15 protein-coding genes and 1 pseudogene are annotated in these 18,775 nt (G+C 45.5%); 6 read left to right on the forward strand and 10 right to left on the reverse strand.

The window, feature by feature from the left end:
- Positions 1-58: 58 nt before the first annotated feature.
- The 3 genes from H6F63_RS11825 to H6F63_RS11835 form a co-directional block, all read right to left on the reverse strand.
- Positions 59-1,225, reverse strand: coding sequence for a glycosyltransferase family 4 protein (locus H6F63_RS11825; RefSeq protein WP_190637553.1), 1,167 nt, complete (start codon positions 1,223-1,225; stop codon positions 59-61).
- A 57-nt stretch (positions 1,226-1,282) separates the two neighbouring features.
- Positions 1,283-2,113: a hypothetical protein gene (locus H6F63_RS11830; protein ID WP_190637555.1), complete on the reverse strand. Its 831-nt coding sequence runs from the start codon at positions 2,111-2,113 to the stop codon at positions 1,283-1,285.
- An 82-nt stretch (positions 2,114-2,195) separates the two neighbouring features.
- On the reverse strand, positions 2,196-2,405 hold the full coding sequence (locus tag H6F63_RS11835; protein WP_190637557.1) for a hypothetical protein: 210 nt from the start codon (positions 2,403-2,405) through the stop codon (positions 2,196-2,198).
- A gap of 168 nt (positions 2,406-2,573) precedes the next feature.
- On the opposite strand from H6F63_RS11835, the gene gloB reads away from it, so the two are divergent.
- From gloB to dnaB, 3 genes are all read left to right on the forward strand, one after another.
- Positions 2,574-3,347 carry a hydroxyacylglutathione hydrolase gene (gene gloB / locus H6F63_RS11840; RefSeq protein WP_190637559.1) on the forward strand — a complete coding sequence of 258 codons (774 nt, stop codon included), beginning with the start codon at positions 2,574-2,576 and terminating at the stop codon, positions 3,345-3,347.
- 93 nt (positions 3,348-3,440) lie between these two features.
- Positions 3,441-3,899, forward strand: coding sequence for a 50S ribosomal protein L9 (gene rplI, locus H6F63_RS11845; RefSeq protein WP_190444449.1), 459 nt, complete (start codon positions 3,441-3,443; stop codon positions 3,897-3,899).
- Positions 3,900-4,066: 167 nt separating this feature from the next.
- Complete coding sequence (dnaB, locus tag H6F63_RS11850) at positions 4,067-5,419, forward strand: replicative DNA helicase (protein ID WP_190637561.1); 1,353 nt, start codon at positions 4,067-4,069, stop codon at positions 5,417-5,419.
- A gap of 67 nt (positions 5,420-5,486) precedes the next feature.
- Here dnaB and H6F63_RS11855 read toward each other — a convergent pair whose 3' ends face one another.
- Together H6F63_RS11855 and H6F63_RS11860 are read right to left on the reverse strand one after the other, a co-directional pair.
- On the reverse strand, positions 5,487-6,032 hold the full coding sequence (locus tag H6F63_RS11855) for an FKBP-type peptidyl-prolyl cis-trans isomerase (protein ID WP_190637563.1): 546 nt from the start codon (positions 6,030-6,032) through the stop codon (positions 5,487-5,489).
- Between the two features lie 174 nt (positions 6,033-6,206).
- Complete coding sequence (locus H6F63_RS11860; protein WP_190419814.1) at positions 6,207-6,530, reverse strand: phasin family protein; 324 nt, start codon at positions 6,528-6,530, stop codon at positions 6,207-6,209.
- A 204-nt stretch (positions 6,531-6,734) separates the two neighbouring features.
- On the opposite strand from H6F63_RS11860, the gene H6F63_RS11865 reads away from it, so the two are divergent.
- Positions 6,735-7,043: a TIGR03792 family protein gene (locus H6F63_RS11865; RefSeq protein ID WP_190637565.1), complete on the forward strand. Its 309-nt coding sequence runs from the start codon at positions 6,735-6,737 to the stop codon at positions 7,041-7,043.
- A 150-nt stretch (positions 7,044-7,193) separates the two neighbouring features.
- Positions 7,194-7,568 (forward strand): zinc ribbon domain-containing protein, encoded by a 375-nt coding sequence (locus H6F63_RS11870; RefSeq protein WP_190637568.1) that lies wholly within the window; start codon positions 7,194-7,196, stop codon positions 7,566-7,568.
- Here H6F63_RS11870 and nblS read toward each other — a convergent pair.
- The 5 genes from nblS to H6F63_RS11895 form a co-directional block, all read right to left on the reverse strand.
- Positions 7,565-9,556: a two-component system sensor histidine kinase NblS gene (nblS, locus tag H6F63_RS11875; protein WP_190637570.1), complete on the reverse strand. Its 1,992-nt coding sequence runs from the start codon at positions 9,554-9,556 to the stop codon at positions 7,565-7,567. The genes H6F63_RS11870 and nblS overlap by 4 nt on opposite strands.
- A gap of 198 nt (positions 9,557-9,754) precedes the next feature.
- Positions 9,755-11,035 carry a phosphoribosylamine--glycine ligase gene (gene purD, locus H6F63_RS11880; RefSeq protein ID WP_190637572.1) on the reverse strand — a complete coding sequence of 427 codons (1,281 nt, stop codon included), beginning with the start codon at positions 11,033-11,035 and terminating at the stop codon, positions 9,755-9,757.
- 407 nt (positions 11,036-11,442) lie between these two features.
- Positions 11,443-15,405: a DUF2157 domain-containing protein gene (locus H6F63_RS11885; protein ID WP_190637574.1), complete on the reverse strand. Its 3,963-nt coding sequence runs from the start codon at positions 15,403-15,405 to the stop codon at positions 11,443-11,445.
- Between the two features lie 313 nt (positions 15,406-15,718).
- Complete coding sequence (locus H6F63_RS11890) at positions 15,719-16,123, reverse strand: hypothetical protein (protein ID WP_190637576.1); 405 nt, start codon at positions 16,121-16,123, stop codon at positions 15,719-15,721.
- A 440-nt stretch (positions 16,124-16,563) separates the two neighbouring features.
- On the reverse strand, positions 16,564-18,015 hold the full coding sequence (locus H6F63_RS11895; protein WP_190637578.1) for a deoxyribodipyrimidine photo-lyase: 1,452 nt from the start codon (positions 18,013-18,015) through the stop codon (positions 16,564-16,566).
- A 459-nt stretch (positions 18,016-18,474) separates the two neighbouring features.
- Here H6F63_RS11895 and H6F63_RS11900 point away from each other — a divergent pair.
- Positions 18,475-18,775 (forward strand): annotated as a pseudogene (locus H6F63_RS11900) (IS1 family transposase); the annotation flags it as partial.

Consider the following 18,775-nt stretch of genomic DNA (forward strand, 5'->3'; position numbering starts at 1 on the left):
TATAAATTATTGTTAAGTATATTCAGATGTTCCTTTTAGACTCAACAAGGTTGATTGACTATAAATTGGCAATTACCTGTGAGAGTATACTTGCCATTGCACCAATACTGTACGATTCTACACATCTTTCTCTTGCCCGTTTTCCTTGCTGCTGAGCTTCTTCTAAATACTGGAACATCCATTGGATCTTTTCGGCGATTTGGTTCGGGCAACTCGGCTCGACAAGATAACCAGTTCCACCTAAAATTTCTGGAATATCTCCAACTCGTGTAGCTAAAACAGGTTTAGCCATTGCCATACCATCTGTCAATTTCAGAGGAAACTGGGCGCGAGTTGCAGGAGTGTCTCTTTGTGGAACAACTACGATGTGAGCTGCGGCTACTATTTCAGGCATGACCTCAGCCGGATAGCTAGGCAGTTTGATAATCCAGCGTCCCCACTGTTCAATGAGTTTATCATCATAGTTATCATAGGGACTGCCGCCTACAATAACCAGTCTTAAATCAGGCTCATTCAAATGATCCAGCGCCATAAGAACATCTTCTAAACCCTTGTAAGGTCTTGGCGCTCCCGGAAACATCAAAATTCGATACCCAGACAAACCATAGCGAACTCTGCTTTCCTCTGGATCGTAACGAGCAGGATCAAATAGCGAAATATCCTTGCCGTTCGGAACCGATATACCACCGAAACGTTCTTTTAGAAAATTGGTGTGTACGGTGACAGCATCTGCTTGACTAATTAAGCGTTCCATCAATTTTAAGTACAAAGGGTGATCCGGACGTCTCAAAGCACCGTCTTTTTTAAGCAGATCCCTGGCTAGCTGTTTGGGGGTTGGACGATAATGCCATTCATCGCCTCCATGCCAGCTTAGTTCCCAATCATCAATGTCTACAATCAGCGGGCGGCGCGTATACAGCTTTTTTAAAAGTGCAACTCCGAAACTTGCAGGTTGAGGCTTAATTGCATAGATTACATCTCCATCAATTTTCTGCAAAATATCCCTGACTGGCTTGAAGTCAATATTATCGCTAGTGACAGGAACAGCATAAATAGGAATTCTTGAAGGAGTTGCCCCGTATAATTTTTTACCAAAAACAAATCCCAATATTTCAACTTTGTATCCCAGTTTTAGGAGCGCTTCTCCTAATAAAGATGCCCGCATTATTCCGTCATTCGTAGACAGATTCCAAACTAACAATGAAATTTTGCCAACATCTTTCATATAAGGATTCTCTTACAAAGAATAAACAATATGTCGTGAACATTTGCCTTGTGTTATTTAGCACAGCAGGAGTTTTAAATTCGATATATTTGATAGCATAAATTTAGCAATGTTAAGCGCCTTAGTATAAAATAAATGGATAACGGCTTTGACGGACTGAGGGCGGACAGGATAAGTGCAGTGAAGAACTTTTATTGGTTCAGTAACATCACCATAGGAATCTTTCCATTTAGTCAAAAAGTTATCACTGGCTGGTAATATTTTCAACTTTGGCTTTACTACTTCCATCTTAGCAGCAAAAGCTCCTTGATATCTCAACAACAATACATCCTGATTTTTGAAAACAATTTCATCAAAATAATTTTTAAATTTCGCGAAAAGCTTTTTGTTAAGTTCTGATTTGTTAAAGCCAATAAATCCGGTATTGTGCTGAATACTATTTTCTTTTAGGGGTAGCCCTAGAAATTTAAGAGTTGGCACAACATCTTGCTTTACTATCAGGAGGCTTGAGTTTTTAGTGATAGCAGGTTGCACGTCTTCTGTTATAACTGTATCTACTTCGTGTAGACAATCAAATATTTCACTTATATTGGCAAGTAAACAAATACCTGAATCGATAAAAATTGTTTTATCAAAAGGCGATTGTTCATATAGGGAAGTTTTTGCTTTACGCGAGGACAAAACGGTATTTTCGTTGGCAAGTGCCTGTTGCAATATTACATTACCGTCAACCTTGAGCCAAGGTTCTAAGATTTTGGGAATTCGATCTATTAGAATGAGAATTTGTTCTAGATGAAACTTTCTTACTGAAGCCAGAAAATGGATGCAGTATTGGAAATAATACAGGAGTGTTAAAATTGTAATAATCCCCTTTGTTTGGGATGTCATAATTAGTTTAGCTTTCAACTCTAATCGGTTATTTATATTACTGGTAGCTAGATTTAGGAGGGGGCAAACTTATTTTAAAATGCTATCGAGCAACTAGCTTCAGTCTGCCTGTCTGAATTTCGTCAAATATACGATTAATTTGGCGACGTTCTCCGTCGGTAACATTGTAATCAGAGAGGATGGCGGTTGTCAGCTGAAGATGCTCGTTAAGGCTGAGTTGACCAGATGAAAGGATGCGATCTACCATGTGCTGAATTTGCTCTTTTGGCTGACGATCTCGTGTCCATGCCATAGGTGGTTGGTCACTCCTGGTTTAAGGCAATGTAGCGCTTTATTCTCTATTTAAGATTATCTGTCTCATATTGGTTGGCATTTAGCTAAAGTTACTGCAAGAATAATGTAAAGAAATAATAAATTTTATGCCACGATGGGATAATTGCTCATACAGAGGGAGTGTTGAATGCAGGTTCAACGAATTCCGGCACTTTCGGACAACTACATTTTTTTGCTCCACGATCCGATTCAGAAAATAGCAGCAGTGGTAGACCCAGCCCAAGCGCAGCCTGTGCTGCGGCACCTCGAAGCAATTGACACTGAGTTGGTAGCGATTTTTAATACTCACCATCATAGCGATCATGTGGGCGGAAACCAGCAGCTTTTGCAGCATTTTTCTGGTGTCTGCGTGTATGGAGGTGCTGAGGACAAAGGTAGAATTCCGGGGCAACAGGTGTTTTTGCAGGAAGGCTCGCGGGTAGAATTTGCTGGTAGAGTCGGCGAAGTTTTCTTTGTTCCAGGCCATACCCGCGCCCACATCGCCTACTACTTTCCCCCAGCAACAACCGAAGAGCCGGGAGAATTATTCTGTGGCGACACCCTTTTTGCTGGAGGCTGCGGCAGACTATTTGAAGGCACGCCAACGCAGATGGTGTCTAGCTTGGGCAAATTGCGGGCTTTACCCGATAGCACGCGAGTTTGGTGCGCCCATGAATACACCCTGAAAAATCTTGAATTTGCCCTAACTGTAGATGGGGATAACCCAGAGTTACAAGCCCGCTGGACTCAAGTAAAAGCTGCCCGTAGCCGTTCTGAGGCGACAGTGCCATCCCAACTTGGTATAGAAAAGCGCACTAATCCATTTTTGCGCTGGGACGCTCCTGTGCTGCAATCAGCAGTGAAAAGTCTAGACCCTGTGCAGACTTTTGCCAGGCTGCGGGGGATGAAGGATCGGTTTTAGATTAAAAGATTGCGATCGCTCACTATCTTTTTGTAAGATGGAGTGTTCTAGCTTATCATTACTCCTTCTGTTGTCTGTAGCAGAAAAAAGACTATGGCGAAACGTGTGCAATTAGTTTTGAATCAAGATGTCAGCAAACTGGGAAAATCTGGCGATTTAGTAGAAGTCGCTCCCGGTTATGCTCGCAATTACCTAATTCCCCAAAAAATGGGAGTTCCTGCCACTCCCGGCTTGCTCAAGCAAGTCGAACGGCGTAGAGAAAAAGAGCGGCAGCGCCTTTTGGAAGAGAAGCAGGTAGCTACAGAGCTGAGGACTGCTATAGAGGCTGTGGGCAGCTTCACCATTGCTAAGCAGGTGGGTGAAGAAAATGCCATCTTTGGTACTGTCACCGCTCCAGAAGTGGCAACAGCCATCCAACAAGCCACTGGTAAGGAAGTCGATCGGCGGAATATCAGCCTCCCTGATATCGGAGAGACTGGCACCTACAAGGCAGAAATAAGGTTACACCCGGAAATCACAGCGGTTGTACAAATTCAGGTTGTGCCTAGCTAAGCGTAGTGCAGAGGCGTTGAAGACGTTGCATACAATGTCTCTACACTTTCCGCGTGGGTAGAAGCAGTTTTTTCAGGCAAAAAAAGGGGGTTGGGTGTCGGATCGCAGCGACTACTCAACCCCCATTATCATAGTCGTGGCGGCTCCTTGTTAAAACGACCTCTGTTATGGCTCACGAACTGAATTTTCATTCTTCAAGCGATCGCCTTCCACCCCAAAACCTCGACGCTGAAGAAAGCATCTTGGGAGGCATTTTGCTAGACCCAGAAGCCATCGGTCGAGTAACTGACTTGCTTGTGCCAGAGGCGTTTTCTCTCATTGCTCACAAAGAGATTTACCGATCCGCCCTTACCCTCCACAGCCAAGGTAAACCCACCGACTTAATGAGCGTTACCAGTTGGCTGTATGACAGAGGCTTGCTGGAGAAGGTTGGCGGACAAACAAAGTTAGCTCAACTGGTGGATCGCACGGTTTCAGCCGTCAACATCGACCAGTACGCGGCGCTAGTGATAGATAAGTACCTGCGCCGTAAGTTAATCCAAGCAGGGGGCGAGATTGCTCAGTTGGGTTACGAGACGGCTACGGAGTTGGAAATTATCCTCGACCAGGCGGAACAGAAAGTTTTCAGCCTCACCCAAGATCGTCCTCAGCAGGGTCTGGTTCCTATTTCCGACACGCTGATAAATACATTTCAGGATATTGAAACTCGCCATCAGGATCTAGCGCTACCCGGTCTTACCTGTGGCTATTATGACCTCGACGCGATGACTGGGGGCTTTCAGCGTTCCGACCTGATTATCGTGGCGGGTAGACCGTCAATGGGAAAAACAGCTATCTGCTTAAATATTGCTCGCAATATCGCTGAGTTTCATAAGTTGCCAGTAGCTGTTTTTAGCCTGGAAATGTCGAAAGAACAGCTAGTGCAGCGGATGCTTGCTAGTGAGGCTGAGATTGAAAGTAACCATTTGCGGGCTGGGCGAGTTGCACAAAATCAGTGGGAACGTTTAAGTCGCGCCCTTGGCACTCTTTCGGAGATGCCAATTTTTATTGATGATACTCCGAATATGACTGTGATGCAGATGCGATCGCAAGCTCGTCGTCTTCAAGCGGAACAGCGTGGCGAGTTGGGCTTAATTCTGCTGGATTACTTGCAATTGATGGAGGGCGGCGGCGACAATCGGGTGCAAGAGCTGTCAAAAATTACCCGAAGTCTCAAAGGTTTAGCTCGCGAACTCAGCGTTCCAATTATCGCTTTATCCCAGCTGAGTCGAGGTGTGGAAGCTCGTAATAATAAACGCCCAATGATGTCTGATTTAAGAGAATCGGGGTCGATCGAACAGGACGCGGATTTAATTATGATGTTATATCGCGAAGAGTATTACCAACCCGATACACCAGATCGAGGTATTGCTGAGGTAATTATTTCTAAACATCGAAATGGGCCGACGGGAACCATAAAGTTATTATTTGATCCGCAATTTACGCGCTTCCGAAATCTCGCCTCTTCTAATCGGGGATGATTCAATAAATTGGTATATACAAAGCAAAAACCCGGTTTATTTTGAAACCGGGTTTCGTCAGATTTATTTAGCTAATTTTCAGCAGTTCTACATCGAAAATCAGCGTAGCATTGGGAGGAATCACGCCACCTGCACCGCGAGATCCATAACCCAATTCTGGGGGGATAATTAACTGGCGACGACTACCGACTTTCATGGTACTGAGTCCTTCATCCCAGCCTTTGATTACTTGTCCGACGCCGAGTTTGAAGGAGAAGGGTTGATTGCGATCGCGCGAACTATCAAACTTCGTGCCATCCTCTAGAGTGCCAGTATAATGCACTACAACTGTCTGACCAGTTTTTGGAGTCGCACCGTCGCCTTCTTTTAACTCAATATACTTGAGACCAGAGGGCGTTGTCGTAACCTTCTCGTCACTTTCTGGGTTGGTATTCATCGTAATAAGCCTTGTACTGTCAACATCTGGGTTATTGCTTGGGGTTTGTGTAAGTGTAGGTGAGGAGTAATTTAGCTCCGAAGCGATCGCCTCTTGTGGAGAGTTGCTAACTTGAGCCAATATTATCACCAACACGCAGGCAAACATGACCCCGACGCTGATTAAAATCTCTCTCAAAATTTTTCCTCCATACCTTTAAGACTTCAAAATTTTAGATTTTGCAAAGGTCGAACTTCCTTTGCCGCCGATGCCATTGTATAGGCACAAAGCACTATGGATTTTAGATTCAATCCAAAATCCAAAATCCAAAATCGATTGTCCCGTTGGATTCTCAAATCCTATCAGCTTTTATCACCGCCACAGCTTATTTTCCATGTCACGCACCTGACGTTCCAACCTGTCGATGCGTCCCCGCAATTCATCCATTTCCGACTGGCGGGGAACTCCCAGATCCTGCAACATATTACGCATCTGCCGTTGCATCTGTACTTCCAAGTTACCCTGATCTGACTTGATTTGCTGCATCAAATCATCCACAAGCCCTTTGGCTTGTTCAGGGTTGATCTTGCCTTCCTTAACCCATTCATCGCTAACTTCCCGAATTTTCTCTGCTGCCATAGATGTCGTACCCACACCGAGCATCAGTAGCTGCTTAAGCCAGTTGTTATTATCCATAGTGCCTTCTTGTCACCTGTCGCTCTCAAAAAGTGGCTGAACCTAGACGATAAAGCAATGTTGTTTCGTCTTTCCGCCTACAGTTCTATTCTGTGACATTCTCTCGACAACTGCTGCCTACCTGACGCGCTTTGATGATGGCAAAATTACATAAGGCAGATTCAAAGCTATTTATACTCGCCCAGAAGCGATCGCAAGACCCAAATGGTTATCGAGTGGCTGAAGATAGAAGTCCCCCCCGAAATCCGGGAAAAATACATCCAGAAGGATGCCGAAATCTGGACGGCGTTTCTCGCCACCTGTCCGGGGTTTCTCGGTAAAGAAGTTTGGCTCAATCCTAACGAGCCAACAGCGGTTACTCTGGTGATTCGCTGGGAGACACGCGAACATTGGAAATCCATTAGCTCAGAACGCTTGCAACAGGTTGAGGAGCAGTTTGATCAAGCGATGGGAGATAGCTATCCAATTATTGATTCAGCGGAGTATCAAGTCCGAAAGTTTCCCCAAGTTTAAACTGGGATTTAGAGGAATACTTTTCGGTTGATGGTGTCCAGCCTTTGGAGATCACCTCAATGGCTCTTTTTAAGGGAGGCTAGGGGGATCTAGCCCTAGCCCAGAAGTATTTGGTCTTTTTCTAGATTAAAAATAACTTTGTTGCGATAAATGCCGACTTGTCCCAAGTGCCATCAACTAATTAAAGCCGAAGCAACTACCTGTCCCTATTGTCGCTGTGAGCTGAAAGCCTACGGTCATCCTGGCATACCCTTACACCGAGCAACTGGGGAAGAGTATCTGTGCGACACCTGTACTTACCACGAAGACGATACTTGTACCTTTGCCAAGCGCCCTTATGCAAAAGAGTGTACGCTTTATAGCGATCGCTCTCAACAACTTGACAAAACGACCACAAAGCGCTACGGACTCGGCTGGCAGCACTCGCTTCAGCTTTGGTGCCAACGCAACCAGGGTTTGCTTATGTTCGCAAGTCTGATCGTCGTGAGTTTATTAGTAGCCTTCTATTCTACCAGGGGACGCTAGATAACTTCAGCAGTCACGGTGGTTTCTATCTCCTGTGTTCCTTCCATTAGTTGCAAGCCCTCAACTGTTGTCGCTTCTTTAAAAACAGCTAAATCAAACCAAAAAGTTGTACCTACGCCAACTTCACTCACCAAGTGTACAGTGGTGTGATGTTTTTCAATGATATTTCTGACAATAGAAAGTCCCAGACCAGTGCCTTCGAGGGTATGAACCCGATTTTCCACCCGGAAAAACCGATCGAAGATTGCCTGTTGGTCTTCTTGATCGATACCAATTCCCGTATCAGAGACTTCAATTCGTACTAATTGGGGGCGATTTTGAGAATGTGAGGAAGCGATCGCGCTTTTCGTGACTCTTGGCTCCAGCAGGTAAGCGCGAATTGCCACCCGTCCCCCTGGCTGAGTAAACTTCAGCCCATTGCCGACCAAATTGGCAAATATTTGCAGCAACAAATCGTAATTGCCCAACACAGCCGGCAAATCTTTTTGAATCTCTTGCAGCAGTTCAATTTCTTTATCGCGCGCATTCAACTGGTAAGTACGCAGCGTTTGCTCCACAGCTTGGGCAATGTCTACCGCATCAAAGTGATAGCGCTTGTGGGATTCCAGCCGCGATAAATCCAGCACATCATTTACCAGACGAGTCAGGCGGTCTGTTTCCCGATTGGCAGTATCCAAGAACTCCCGCCGCTCCTCGTGACTTAAATCTTCACCGTATTCGTGGAGGGTTTCAATAAAAGATTTGATGTTGAAAAGAGGCGTTCTCAATTCGTGAGAGACATTACTAATAAACTGGCTTTTTGCCTCGTTCAGTTCTACCTCGCGAGTAATATCTTGCACGGTCATCGCAATTCCCTTGATGCTCTCCCGATACTGGTCGAGAACCGTTGTCAGGAGAATCCGAACCGTGCGGTCTGCGGGTTGGCACAGCGTCACTCGGAACTCGGCGCTATCGCATTCGCCAGCCGCGATTTGATACAGCGGTCGCGTCAGCTCCACTTGTACGGGTGCTGGGAGATAATGCAGAACGTTACTTCCCACTACATTAACGCCATCCCAACCAAAAATGCGTCGCGCTGTCGAGTTGACTAATATCGCGTGAAAATTGGTGTCTAGCAGCACCGCTCCATCTGCGATAGTAGAAACCAGCGTCTCTAACTTGGCTTTTTCAGCCGTTAGCTCCTCAATATTTTGCTCTTCATAACGCTCTAGCCGCTCTGCCATCTCGTTGAAACTGTAAATCAGTTCTTTGAGTTCGCCTCCCTGCGGCAAGTCGATTCGCTGCTTGAAGTTACCGGCGGCAATATTTTTTACCCCGACAAGAAGTTCTCTAATTGGCTGAGTAATTGTCAGAGCGTTAATAACAGCGCCTAAAATCACCATCACCCAGATAGAAATGAAAACCGCAATCGTCACATCCCTCGTCAGATGGGAAGAGGCAACCACTGTAGGATTGGCGTTAATACCAATTGCCAAAACGCCCAAGTGTTTGCCGTCGTGCATCAGGGGAACGAAAACATCTGTCACTTCCCCATCAGGAGTTATGTGCTGGCGCACCATTGGCAACTCGGAATTATCGGCGTAATCCTCTGGGAGTTGAATCCGCCGCTGAATGGTGAGGGAATTTTGTACCTCAGATTCAGAGAAAGGAATGCCAAAGTAGATTTTGCCATCTGCGTCAGCGTAGATCATATAACGGACGCTGGAGGTGCTGCTATAGAAGCGATGGGAAAAGCGAGCCACCTCAGTCAGATTGTTTTCCGCAATCTGAGGGGTGACATTAGCCGCCAGCAACAGACCCAAGTCGCGCCCGAAGCGAGTGTCATTCAGTCGGGCATCCTGCTGAATCGTATTCACTGCCCAAAAGGTCAGACCACTCATCACCAAGGAGACCACTAAGGTAGCAGCCGCCATCAGACGGGTCTGGAGGGTAAACTCCGACCACCAATGAGCTAGGATTTCTCGAATGGTTTTCAGTAGAGCCAGCAAGGTAGGGCTAGGGGCTAGATGAATTTAAAATCGAAAATTAAAAATTTTTCTAGAATTTTTAATTTTGCCTTTCTATTTTTTTGTTTTACTCTACCTATCCGAGCCTTATTCACTTGAGACAAGGAGAAACAGAGGCGGAATTTCCTTTCTGTGTGGTAGTTACAAACAATTCTACACGCTTCCCCTAGCTTCTAGGTTTTATTCCCTGGTCGAGCTGGCTGTAGTGACGCGATAGCCTATATCCCGGCGATAGTACATCCCCTCAAACTGAATGCAATTGATAGCGGCGTAGGCTAAAGCGATCGCATTATCAAAATTCTCCCCAACTGCCGTCACGCCCAACACCCTACCGCCATCTGTCACCACCTGTTGCTGTCGCCTACTCGTACCAGCATGGAATACAGTGGCTCCCATTGCCTCAGCTTGCTCAATGCCAGTAATTTCCTGACCTTTTTTATAGGTTTCGGGATAACCACCCGCCGCCACGACTACGCAGGCGGCGACTCCCGATTTCCAGGCAATCGGCGGCTGCTGAGCCAATTTCCGTTGGCTACAGGCAAGCAGCAAGTCTTCTAGGGGTGTTTCTAACAAAGGCAGGATTGCCTGAGTTTCGGGATCGCCAAAACGACAGTTGAATTCCAGAACTTTCGGATCGCCTTCGGGGGTAATCATCAACCCAGCATAGAGAACGCCCCGGTAATCAATGCCCCTTTTTTTCAACGCTGCGATCGTTGGCTCCAAAATTTCCTGCTGCACTCGTTTGGATAGCTCTGGTGTCATAATCGGAGCTGGACAATAAGCTCCCATACCGCCTGTATTTGCCCCAGTATCGCCCTCACCAATCCGTTTATGATCCTGCGCTGGGAGCAGCGGACGAATCGTCAAGCCATCCGTGAGAGCTAAAACGGAGACTTCCTGCCCCGTCAAACACTCTTCAATCACAACGGTTTTAACCTTACTCTGGAATAAATCCTGAATTGCCGCGAGTCCCTCCTCAACAGTTGCCGCAACTGTAACACCCTTGCCAGCAGCCAAACCATCTGCCTTAACGACAATCGGCGCACCCTGTTGTGTCACATAAGCTTTTGCCGCCTCTAACTCAGTAAAAACAGCCGATCTCGCCGTCGGGATACCAGCTTCCTCCATCAAAGCCTTTGCCCAAGACTTACTCGCTTCAATTTGCGCTCCCTCTTTGGTAGGGCCAAACACTTTGACATGTTGGCTTTGGAGGTAATTTGTAATTCCTAAAGCCAGCGGCACTTCTGGCCCTACAACCACCAGAGAGATGTTGTGAACCTGGGCAAATCGTCCTATTCCCTCAAAATCATCAACACTCAAGGCGAGATTCTGGCAACGCTCCAGAGCCGCTGTAGCCCCGTTACCGGGAATACACACCACCTGCCGAATACTTTGGGATTGCAGCAGTTTCCATGCGAGAGCGTGTTCTCTAGCCCCATTGCCCACCACCAAAACCTTCACTATAGCCTCTCGCTCCTGAAGATTGAACTTTTTTCACCATTGCTGGTATTGCAGGCTTTACGCTCGCCCTGCAAGGGGCAGCGCCTCAATCCAGCCGCTTGTTCTCAGTGACGATTTAACTCCTGAAACGGATAAATCTAAAGTTGAAATCGTATAAGTCAAGCAAATGCACTCCATTATGCCATGCAATTATCGAAAAACTGGATTCAATACCACTGACTCACGGATAAGAGGAAATAAATTTCACGCCGAGAAGCTAAAGTAAGCTGAAGCTTATTGGCTAACTAAGTAGGTTTGGGATGTTTAGCTTTCAGTGAAACGTATTGGCGCTTAGGAGGATAGTTTGTGTTGGAAGCAACGTTAAGCGAACCGTATTGGAACTATGAACTATCAGCAATGAGTTGCAACTATTGCCATTGTTCTAGTTCTGCCAGCCAGTTTCGCAGCAGAGAACTCAGCTGAACGCGACGGGTTTCAAAGTTAGCAGCAATTGAGATAAAAGCGATGCCGACTAGCAAGCCTATAACCCATTTGAAAAAAGGATAATCGAAGATAAAAATTACTAACTGGTAAAAAACAGTCAGTAAAAAAGTTGCTGTACCAACGTAAAGAAAAGCCCGCACTCTCAAAGCTAATCCCGCAAAGATGACGATTATACTCAAAATTCCCGGCTGTATGCCTGTTTCTTGATGCAGGAAAAATGCCGCTACACAAATTACGCCAGTACCGAGTAACCGGAGGTTGTGGCGAGTTTCCCTTTGAGTTGGCAACTTCAGGTTGGGATCGATTTGGGCAATATAAAGCAGGGATAATCCGATTGGTGTGATGTACCAGAGGGCATCGGTGAGTCGTAAGTCGAAAAACCACCGGAAAATAGCCCAATCAACTAATGCCGCAGTCAGATAAGTAAACCGGATTTGCTTTGTTAGCTTTGCGAGTAAGACATAAAACGCCGCTACGATTAGTAAGCCAATTGAGGGAATCTCTAATCTGCTTTCCCAGAGCATAATTAGCGGTAGGATGTATGCGGCTTGCTGCCAGGGTCGTTTGGGCCATCCCCACCTTTCCCAAGGTAAAGCGTAGAGAAGATAAGCCCAAATGCAGGATATTGGGGCTTTCCAGGGAAGTAATGGCCCTGCCCATAGCTGTCCGATGGCTGTATAAATCCAAAAGATTCGGATACCAGCGATTTGTAATAAACCCAAATAAACCCAGGTTTCTGCTGTGCTGATCCGCCCCGCCACAGTTGGTAAGGGGGGATCTAGGGGCGATCGCTTACCCTGATAGATGGCATACCTGATCAAAAATAAGCCAATGCCTAATCCTAGAAGGCGGTTAATTTCAATGGGAGTAGCAATGGCTGATAATAATAAGGCGCTACTCCAAGCCCAGTGCAGATGTGATACAACTTTCAGTTCTTGGGCGGTCAGGCGTAAGTAATTTATCAGCCACGGGGAGAGGACGCGATAAGCATACATGATGCTGGTGCCGAGGGCGGACATGGCAATCAAGCCATCGCCCAAGCCTCCTCCCGATGCTTGTAGGAGTTGGTAGAAGAGGAGTTCGTATGCAGAAATTGATACTCCAAGTAATCCTAAGTAGACAAGGGGTTTGAATTCTTGCTGCCGTCGCCCTACGCCAATGACAATTAAGGCGATCGCTAGTGTAGATAAGCCTGTCCAACTGGTAAAGGTATCCCAGCGTAACACCGCACCCAATACGCCGTACAATAGCGGCAAAATGTGCCAGCTACTGCGGATTTCCAGTCGCGATCGCCGTCGCCAAATTTCTCCTAAAAGCTGCGTCATTAAACCTAAAGCAATGTTGGCGATCGCTAAATTAATCACCGAACGCCCGACAAAGCCCAACGCCTCGGCAGTCAACAATTCCAGACACCACCCCAGCCCATAAAATGCCCAGTTGTTGGGTTGTAAGTAACTGCGATAAGCGATCGCGCCCATTGTCAAAATAACGGCGACTAGAACACTCACAGATGGGGAAACCAGCGCCCAGTAAACATACAGTGAGTGAACTGTCAGCGAAACCATTTCTAGGCTACACAGCGCGATCGCCCAACTATCCGCAGATTTTGCGTAAAGGGCGGCTAAAGTCCCGTGACGGCGCTTCAACCAGCTGCTAGAGAGCCATAAACTAAGGGATGCGATCGCTCCTACAATTAGCCAACCGGGTGCTGAGAGTCGCGCTACTCCTGGTACGCCTTCCCACAGCAGCATTGTGGCGAAACTTAAGCCAAATCCGATTGTAATTATTGCTGCTGCTTGGTGCCGCAAATAGCGCGTATTTACTAACATCAAGCCAGTTGCCACGCCTAAGCTGATTAATCTGGCTCCTGGTAAAGTGAAGGTTAGGAGTTGTGCCATTCCCAAAGCTGTCACACTCAGCCAACTAGCTAATTGTCGTTGTGGTTGACTAGTCTGCTTGGCAACTCCAGTTAAAGCTAGGGGTGTAACTAACCAGATAATGTTCCATTGCTGGCGGCTAATGATGTCGCTATCCCAGGATAAAGAAGTAATTGGCAACAGTAATTGATAACTTATTGCCGCAAGTCCTAACCCAAGGTGCCATGCGCTGCGCTGCCACAATGTTGAGTGTGAAGCTAAAAGGCTAAACGTCCATTCTGCTACCATCACAGCTAACAAAATGCTTGCCCAGATTTCTTGACTTAAAGAGGGGAAAAAGCGGTCAATGAAAGAGCAAAATGTCAGCAAGCCGATAATATGTGTTAGATAAACTAAACTAACTTTGAGCGGACGGCGTTGGGTTACAGCGAAGAGAGTTAGGGTGGATAAAAGTAGATTTAGCGATCGCAATGTTGGGTTTGCCAAACTCAGCAGAGTTAGTAAAGCCCCAAAACTGAGTGCTAACTGTTCACCAAAAAGGGCTAAATCGGGTTTGTTCATTCGATATAAGCGATCGCTCACTGCTACCATCAAAATCAAGTAGGGAAACCAAGCCAGACTCAGCAACGCTGACGGAGAGTTTTGAGAACCAGTGAGTTGACTACCAGTTGCGATCGCCCACCCTTGTACTGAAGCGGGTACTAATAGCCAAAGTAAGCAAATTGTCTGTAACCCAATTACGAAAATTGCTGCCAAATCCTGACGCTTTTCAAACCGTTGCAAGCGCCTGATAAAGAACCATAAACCTAAGCCGCTAACAGCAGTCGCTTGCCAAGGAAACTCAGTCCTTAACGAAACTACCCAGCCTAGCAATATTAAAACTCCGCCGATATTTTCTAAGGGAAATTGGTAATCTGTAATTGGTAATTGGGTATCTTCTTGTTTCCTGTTTCCTCTTGCTGGCTGCGGCATTTGTTGCGATAACCATGCTACCAACCAACCACAAATTCCCAGGGCTAAACCTAATTGTGTAATTGGGATATTGACAACAAAAATTGCCCGAAACAGCAGCAACAATAAGGCATAGATTACTAATCCTGCTGCTAAATTGATACCGAATCCAGTTTTATTATTTTCTTCTATAGCCCGCGCAGACAGGCTTTGTTCGTCTAGACCCAGGCTTCCAGATTGCGGGTATTTTCGGTAACGAATTTGATAAACGGTAGCGATGGTTGTTAACACCATTCCTGCATAAACGGCGATAAGGGGAAATTCTGGAAATTTCCAACCCCAGTGCAGGTAACTCAGTCCCAGAATATTTAAAAAAGGTAAATTTTGTAAGCGTCCTAAACCAGAAGTTGGGAGGATATTTTTTAATAACCGGAAGGTAATAAATGTGAGAGTAATGGTTGCGATCGCTACCACAATCCAATCCACGGGATTGCGCCACAACCCGAAGCTATCCATCGCCCAAAAGTTGACAGGAACCAGCAACAACGTGACAATTTGTAACGTCTGCGCTGTTAATTGCAAATTAGGCTGCTGACGCGCCCAAAAACTAACTCCCCAGAAAATTGAGGTATAACCCAACAAAACCGCATACTGTCCCGCAGCGGGAAATCTCTGCCATTGACTTGCGGCTAGTACCCCGGAGGATACTACGACCATAAACACACCTAAAAACAGCAGCCAGCGGACGCTTAATTCTGCCACTAGTGACTGAAACATCCCTTCTAAAATGTTGGGGGGTTTCTTCTGAGTTGTTTGTAGAACTAAATCCGACGATTCTTCATGAAATGGAGGGTTAGCAAATACTGTGTCTTGAGGTGTCGCTGTGGTTATTTCCAGTTCTGGTAAGGGACAGGAAAGGTATTTTGTAGACAAGCGCTTGACTTGAACCTGAGAAATCAAGCCTAAGCGCAACCAGACATCCAGTCCTTCTAATAATTCGGGCTGGGAAGCTTTTACGGTTAATTCAATGGTAATGGGGCGGTCAAGTGGAGAAGGCATCAGTAGACCCCATAGAATACGTTTATGTTTTCTCAATCCTGCTTTTGATTGAGATGGTTTGCCTAGTGCTGATGTGCCACTTTATAATCCGATAACTTAGGGTTGTTTTATCCCATGTCACTAAATATTTACTAGGTATATGTTTAGCCCCCCAATTTATCCTTGGGGTTGGGGGGATTGGATATGTAGGTTAGAGGATAAGAAAAATGAACCGCATTAGGGTTAGCGTTAGCGAAGCCATGCGCGATCGCGCTTTAAAGGCAAAGGACAAGGAAGGAAAGATAATAAGAAAAATTTCGCTCGACCTTTAGCGCTAGTTCATTTCAACTTCGTTGGTGTGGGAGCTGTACACTTTACTGGGATACTGGGTTTCAAAATATGCGATCGCTGCTTCCCCAAAACTCCAAATTGCTCCGGCTCCGAGTGCAGGCTTTATTAGTTTGGAAATGAAGGGTATATTAGAAGACACTTCGACTGCTATTTTATACAGCGCATCAGCCCCTCCTCCCACCATAACTGCCCCAGCTAAGGCAGATGCTCCGCCTGCGGCGACAACATCAACGTCATAAATTCTGGCAATTCGATTTACAACAGCTATCTCGGCAAAAGTCATCCCAGCTGCGAACAGAAACGGTATATCTATTACACCTGCTGCTACACCTGCACCCATAATCAAGATTAATTCTTCTCTGGCTTGATCGCGGCACAATTTAGACACGTTAGATTTCTCCAGACAAAACTCATTGCTTGTTTCTGTCCAATTAAAGCCGACAAAATCAGAAAGCCGCAAGTTTTTAGACTTAGTAGTTTGGGAACTTGAAACCGGGAGTATCCCGTATTTGCAAATCGCCTATAGCCTTCCAGTCTCTGGCTACACAGACAAAGCCTACCGACCCAGGACTAATTGAGTCCGCGCAGGCGGACTTGGTTGAAGAGACGCGAAGCAACTTCTGCCCCCTTTCTTCTTGTTGGCGAAGCCTAGGTGTTGGCGTTAGCCTCGCTTTAGCGATAGCGGGGGGGTTGGCGTAACCGCGATTTCCTTTTGTCCTGGTATTTTTGCCAAACTGGGATGTACCCCTTAGAACGAAGCCCAACACATAAGCCTTGCTGGGCTTCGTTGTTTAACCCCACCTACGCTATGTGAATGCAACGCCAGTATTACGTAGTTAATGTCTTATCAAACTGCTCTTTCTGCTGTTGGTAGCGTTCCTTGTACTGGCGTTGGCGCTTGTTGTGATCCACAATTGGCGCAGGATAACCAACAGCTTCACTCTCCAAAGCTGGGATTTTTCCAGTAACCAGATATTCTGTATCTACAGAGCGCAATTCTGGCACCCATTCCCGGATATAATCACCGTCTGGATCGAACTTCTGAGCTTGAGTAGCTGGGTTGAAAATTCTTACTGGCTTCGGGTCCATGCCACTCGAAGCACTCCACTGCCAACCACCATTATTGGCCGAAAGATCCCAATCATAAAGCTTCTGCATAAAGTATTTTTCACCTTTACGCGGATCGATGAGCAAGTCTTTGGTGAGAAAATTAGCGACAATCATCCGACAACGGTTGTGCATCCAGCCAATTTCATTCATTTGCCGCATCGCTGCATCTACAATCGGGTAGCCAGTTCTCCCCTCACACCACGCTTGGAAGTCTTCCTCGTTGTTTTCATAAGGGAAATTTTGTAAAAGTTCGCGAAAAGCACCTTCTGCTAATTCTGGGAACCAATACATCGCGTGTTGATAAAATTCTCGCCACGCCAGTTCCTGTTGCCATCCCCGGATGCTAGATTGTTCTTCATCGCTGCGGCTGTTCTCTAAAGCAGTTTCGGTAGCTTTCCAAACTGTGCGAATACCAATAACGCCAAATTTTAAGGCTGCACTGAGTTGAGATGTTCCATGAACTGCGGGAAAATTGCGCTGTTCTTTGTATTCGCCCAGATGAGAGTCACAAAATTCTTCCAGCTTTTCTTGCGCCGCAGCTTCCCCCGGTTGTGTCACCAATTCATTATCCCAGACAAATCCCAAATTGTTTGCTGTAGGCAATTCCACCACTCCAGACTGATGCGCTGCTTCTTGTTCGGCTGGGGTTAAATTTTCAGCATCTTTGAGTTCTTCTACTGGTTCGGTTTTGGGTTTACTGCTCCAGTTTCTCCAGAAAGGAGTGTAAACTGTGTAGGGTTTATTGGAACCTGTGAAAATATCTTCTGGTGAGTGTAATAACTGATCCCAATTATTCTGTACTTCGATACCCTTTGTTTTGAGAATTTCAGTAACAATGCGATCGCGTTCTTTCGAGTACGGTTCCACATCCCAATTCCAGAATACTGCCTTAGCATTCAAAGCCGCAGCCAAAGCAGGTATCGCTTGAGTCGGATTATCGTGCAGAATCAACAACTGGCTACCAGCCTGCTGATAACGCTCTTTAAGTGACTGCAAACTGCCAATCATGTATACCATTCTGGCAGGTGCCACATCATCCCTTTCCAAAATATTCGGATCTAGGCAAAAAACACCTACAACCTTCTGACTCCGCTTACGTGCCGCAGCCAGTCCAATATTATCCGAAATGCGTAAATCGCGACGATGCCAAAACAAAATCAGGTCAGACATTTATTAAATCTTTTATTTCAGAGGCTTATTCTTTCAGCTTAAAAGCTGGCAACGTGCGTGTTATCAGTCTTGCGAATTATTCCTTATGCAACCCTCAGAATCAATCTTTATTTGTGTGTAACTTTGCTATCTAATTTGTGTGTAACTTTTCTATCTAAAGCGTTAAAAAACATCACGAAATCTATATTTGAATAAATATTCAAAGCCGCATTCTACCCTTCCCAATCGCTTATCTCAGCAATATACCTTGTTAATTATTTGGTGGTGGTAAATATGTAGTGAAAAGGTAAATATATAAACTAAAACTACTTTCAATTTTCCACTTTGCGGTGGCTATTTATTTGCCTTGGCAAGCGGTTAGTTTAACAATTAGCATAATTATTAATTTAAATCTATTTTTAAAGCTTATCTCCTATTAAATGCTAGAATTCCTAAAAAACATCAAGATTTTCAGTAATTATGCTTACTTCTAGACCTGACTGCCCTCGTTGTGGTTCTAACCATATTGTTAAAAATGGCAGAATTCACAATAAAAAACCTAAATATAAATGTCAAGATTGCGGCAGGCAATTTGTTGAAAACCCTAACAATAAGAGCATTGATAAGCATACGTTAGATTACATTAACAAAATGTTACTGGAGAAAAATTCTTTAGCAGGAATTGCTAGGGTAACTAGCGTTTCTAAAAAATGGCTTCAAGATTACGTTAATACTAAATATGCTTCAGTTCCTCAACAGGTAAAGGTTTCAAGCAAACATA

The sequence above is a fragment of the Trichocoleus sp. FACHB-40 genome, assembly GCF_014695915.1.
GTDB lineage: Bacteria > Cyanobacteriota > Cyanobacteriia > Cyanobacteriales > FACHB-T130 > Funiculus > Funiculus sociatus.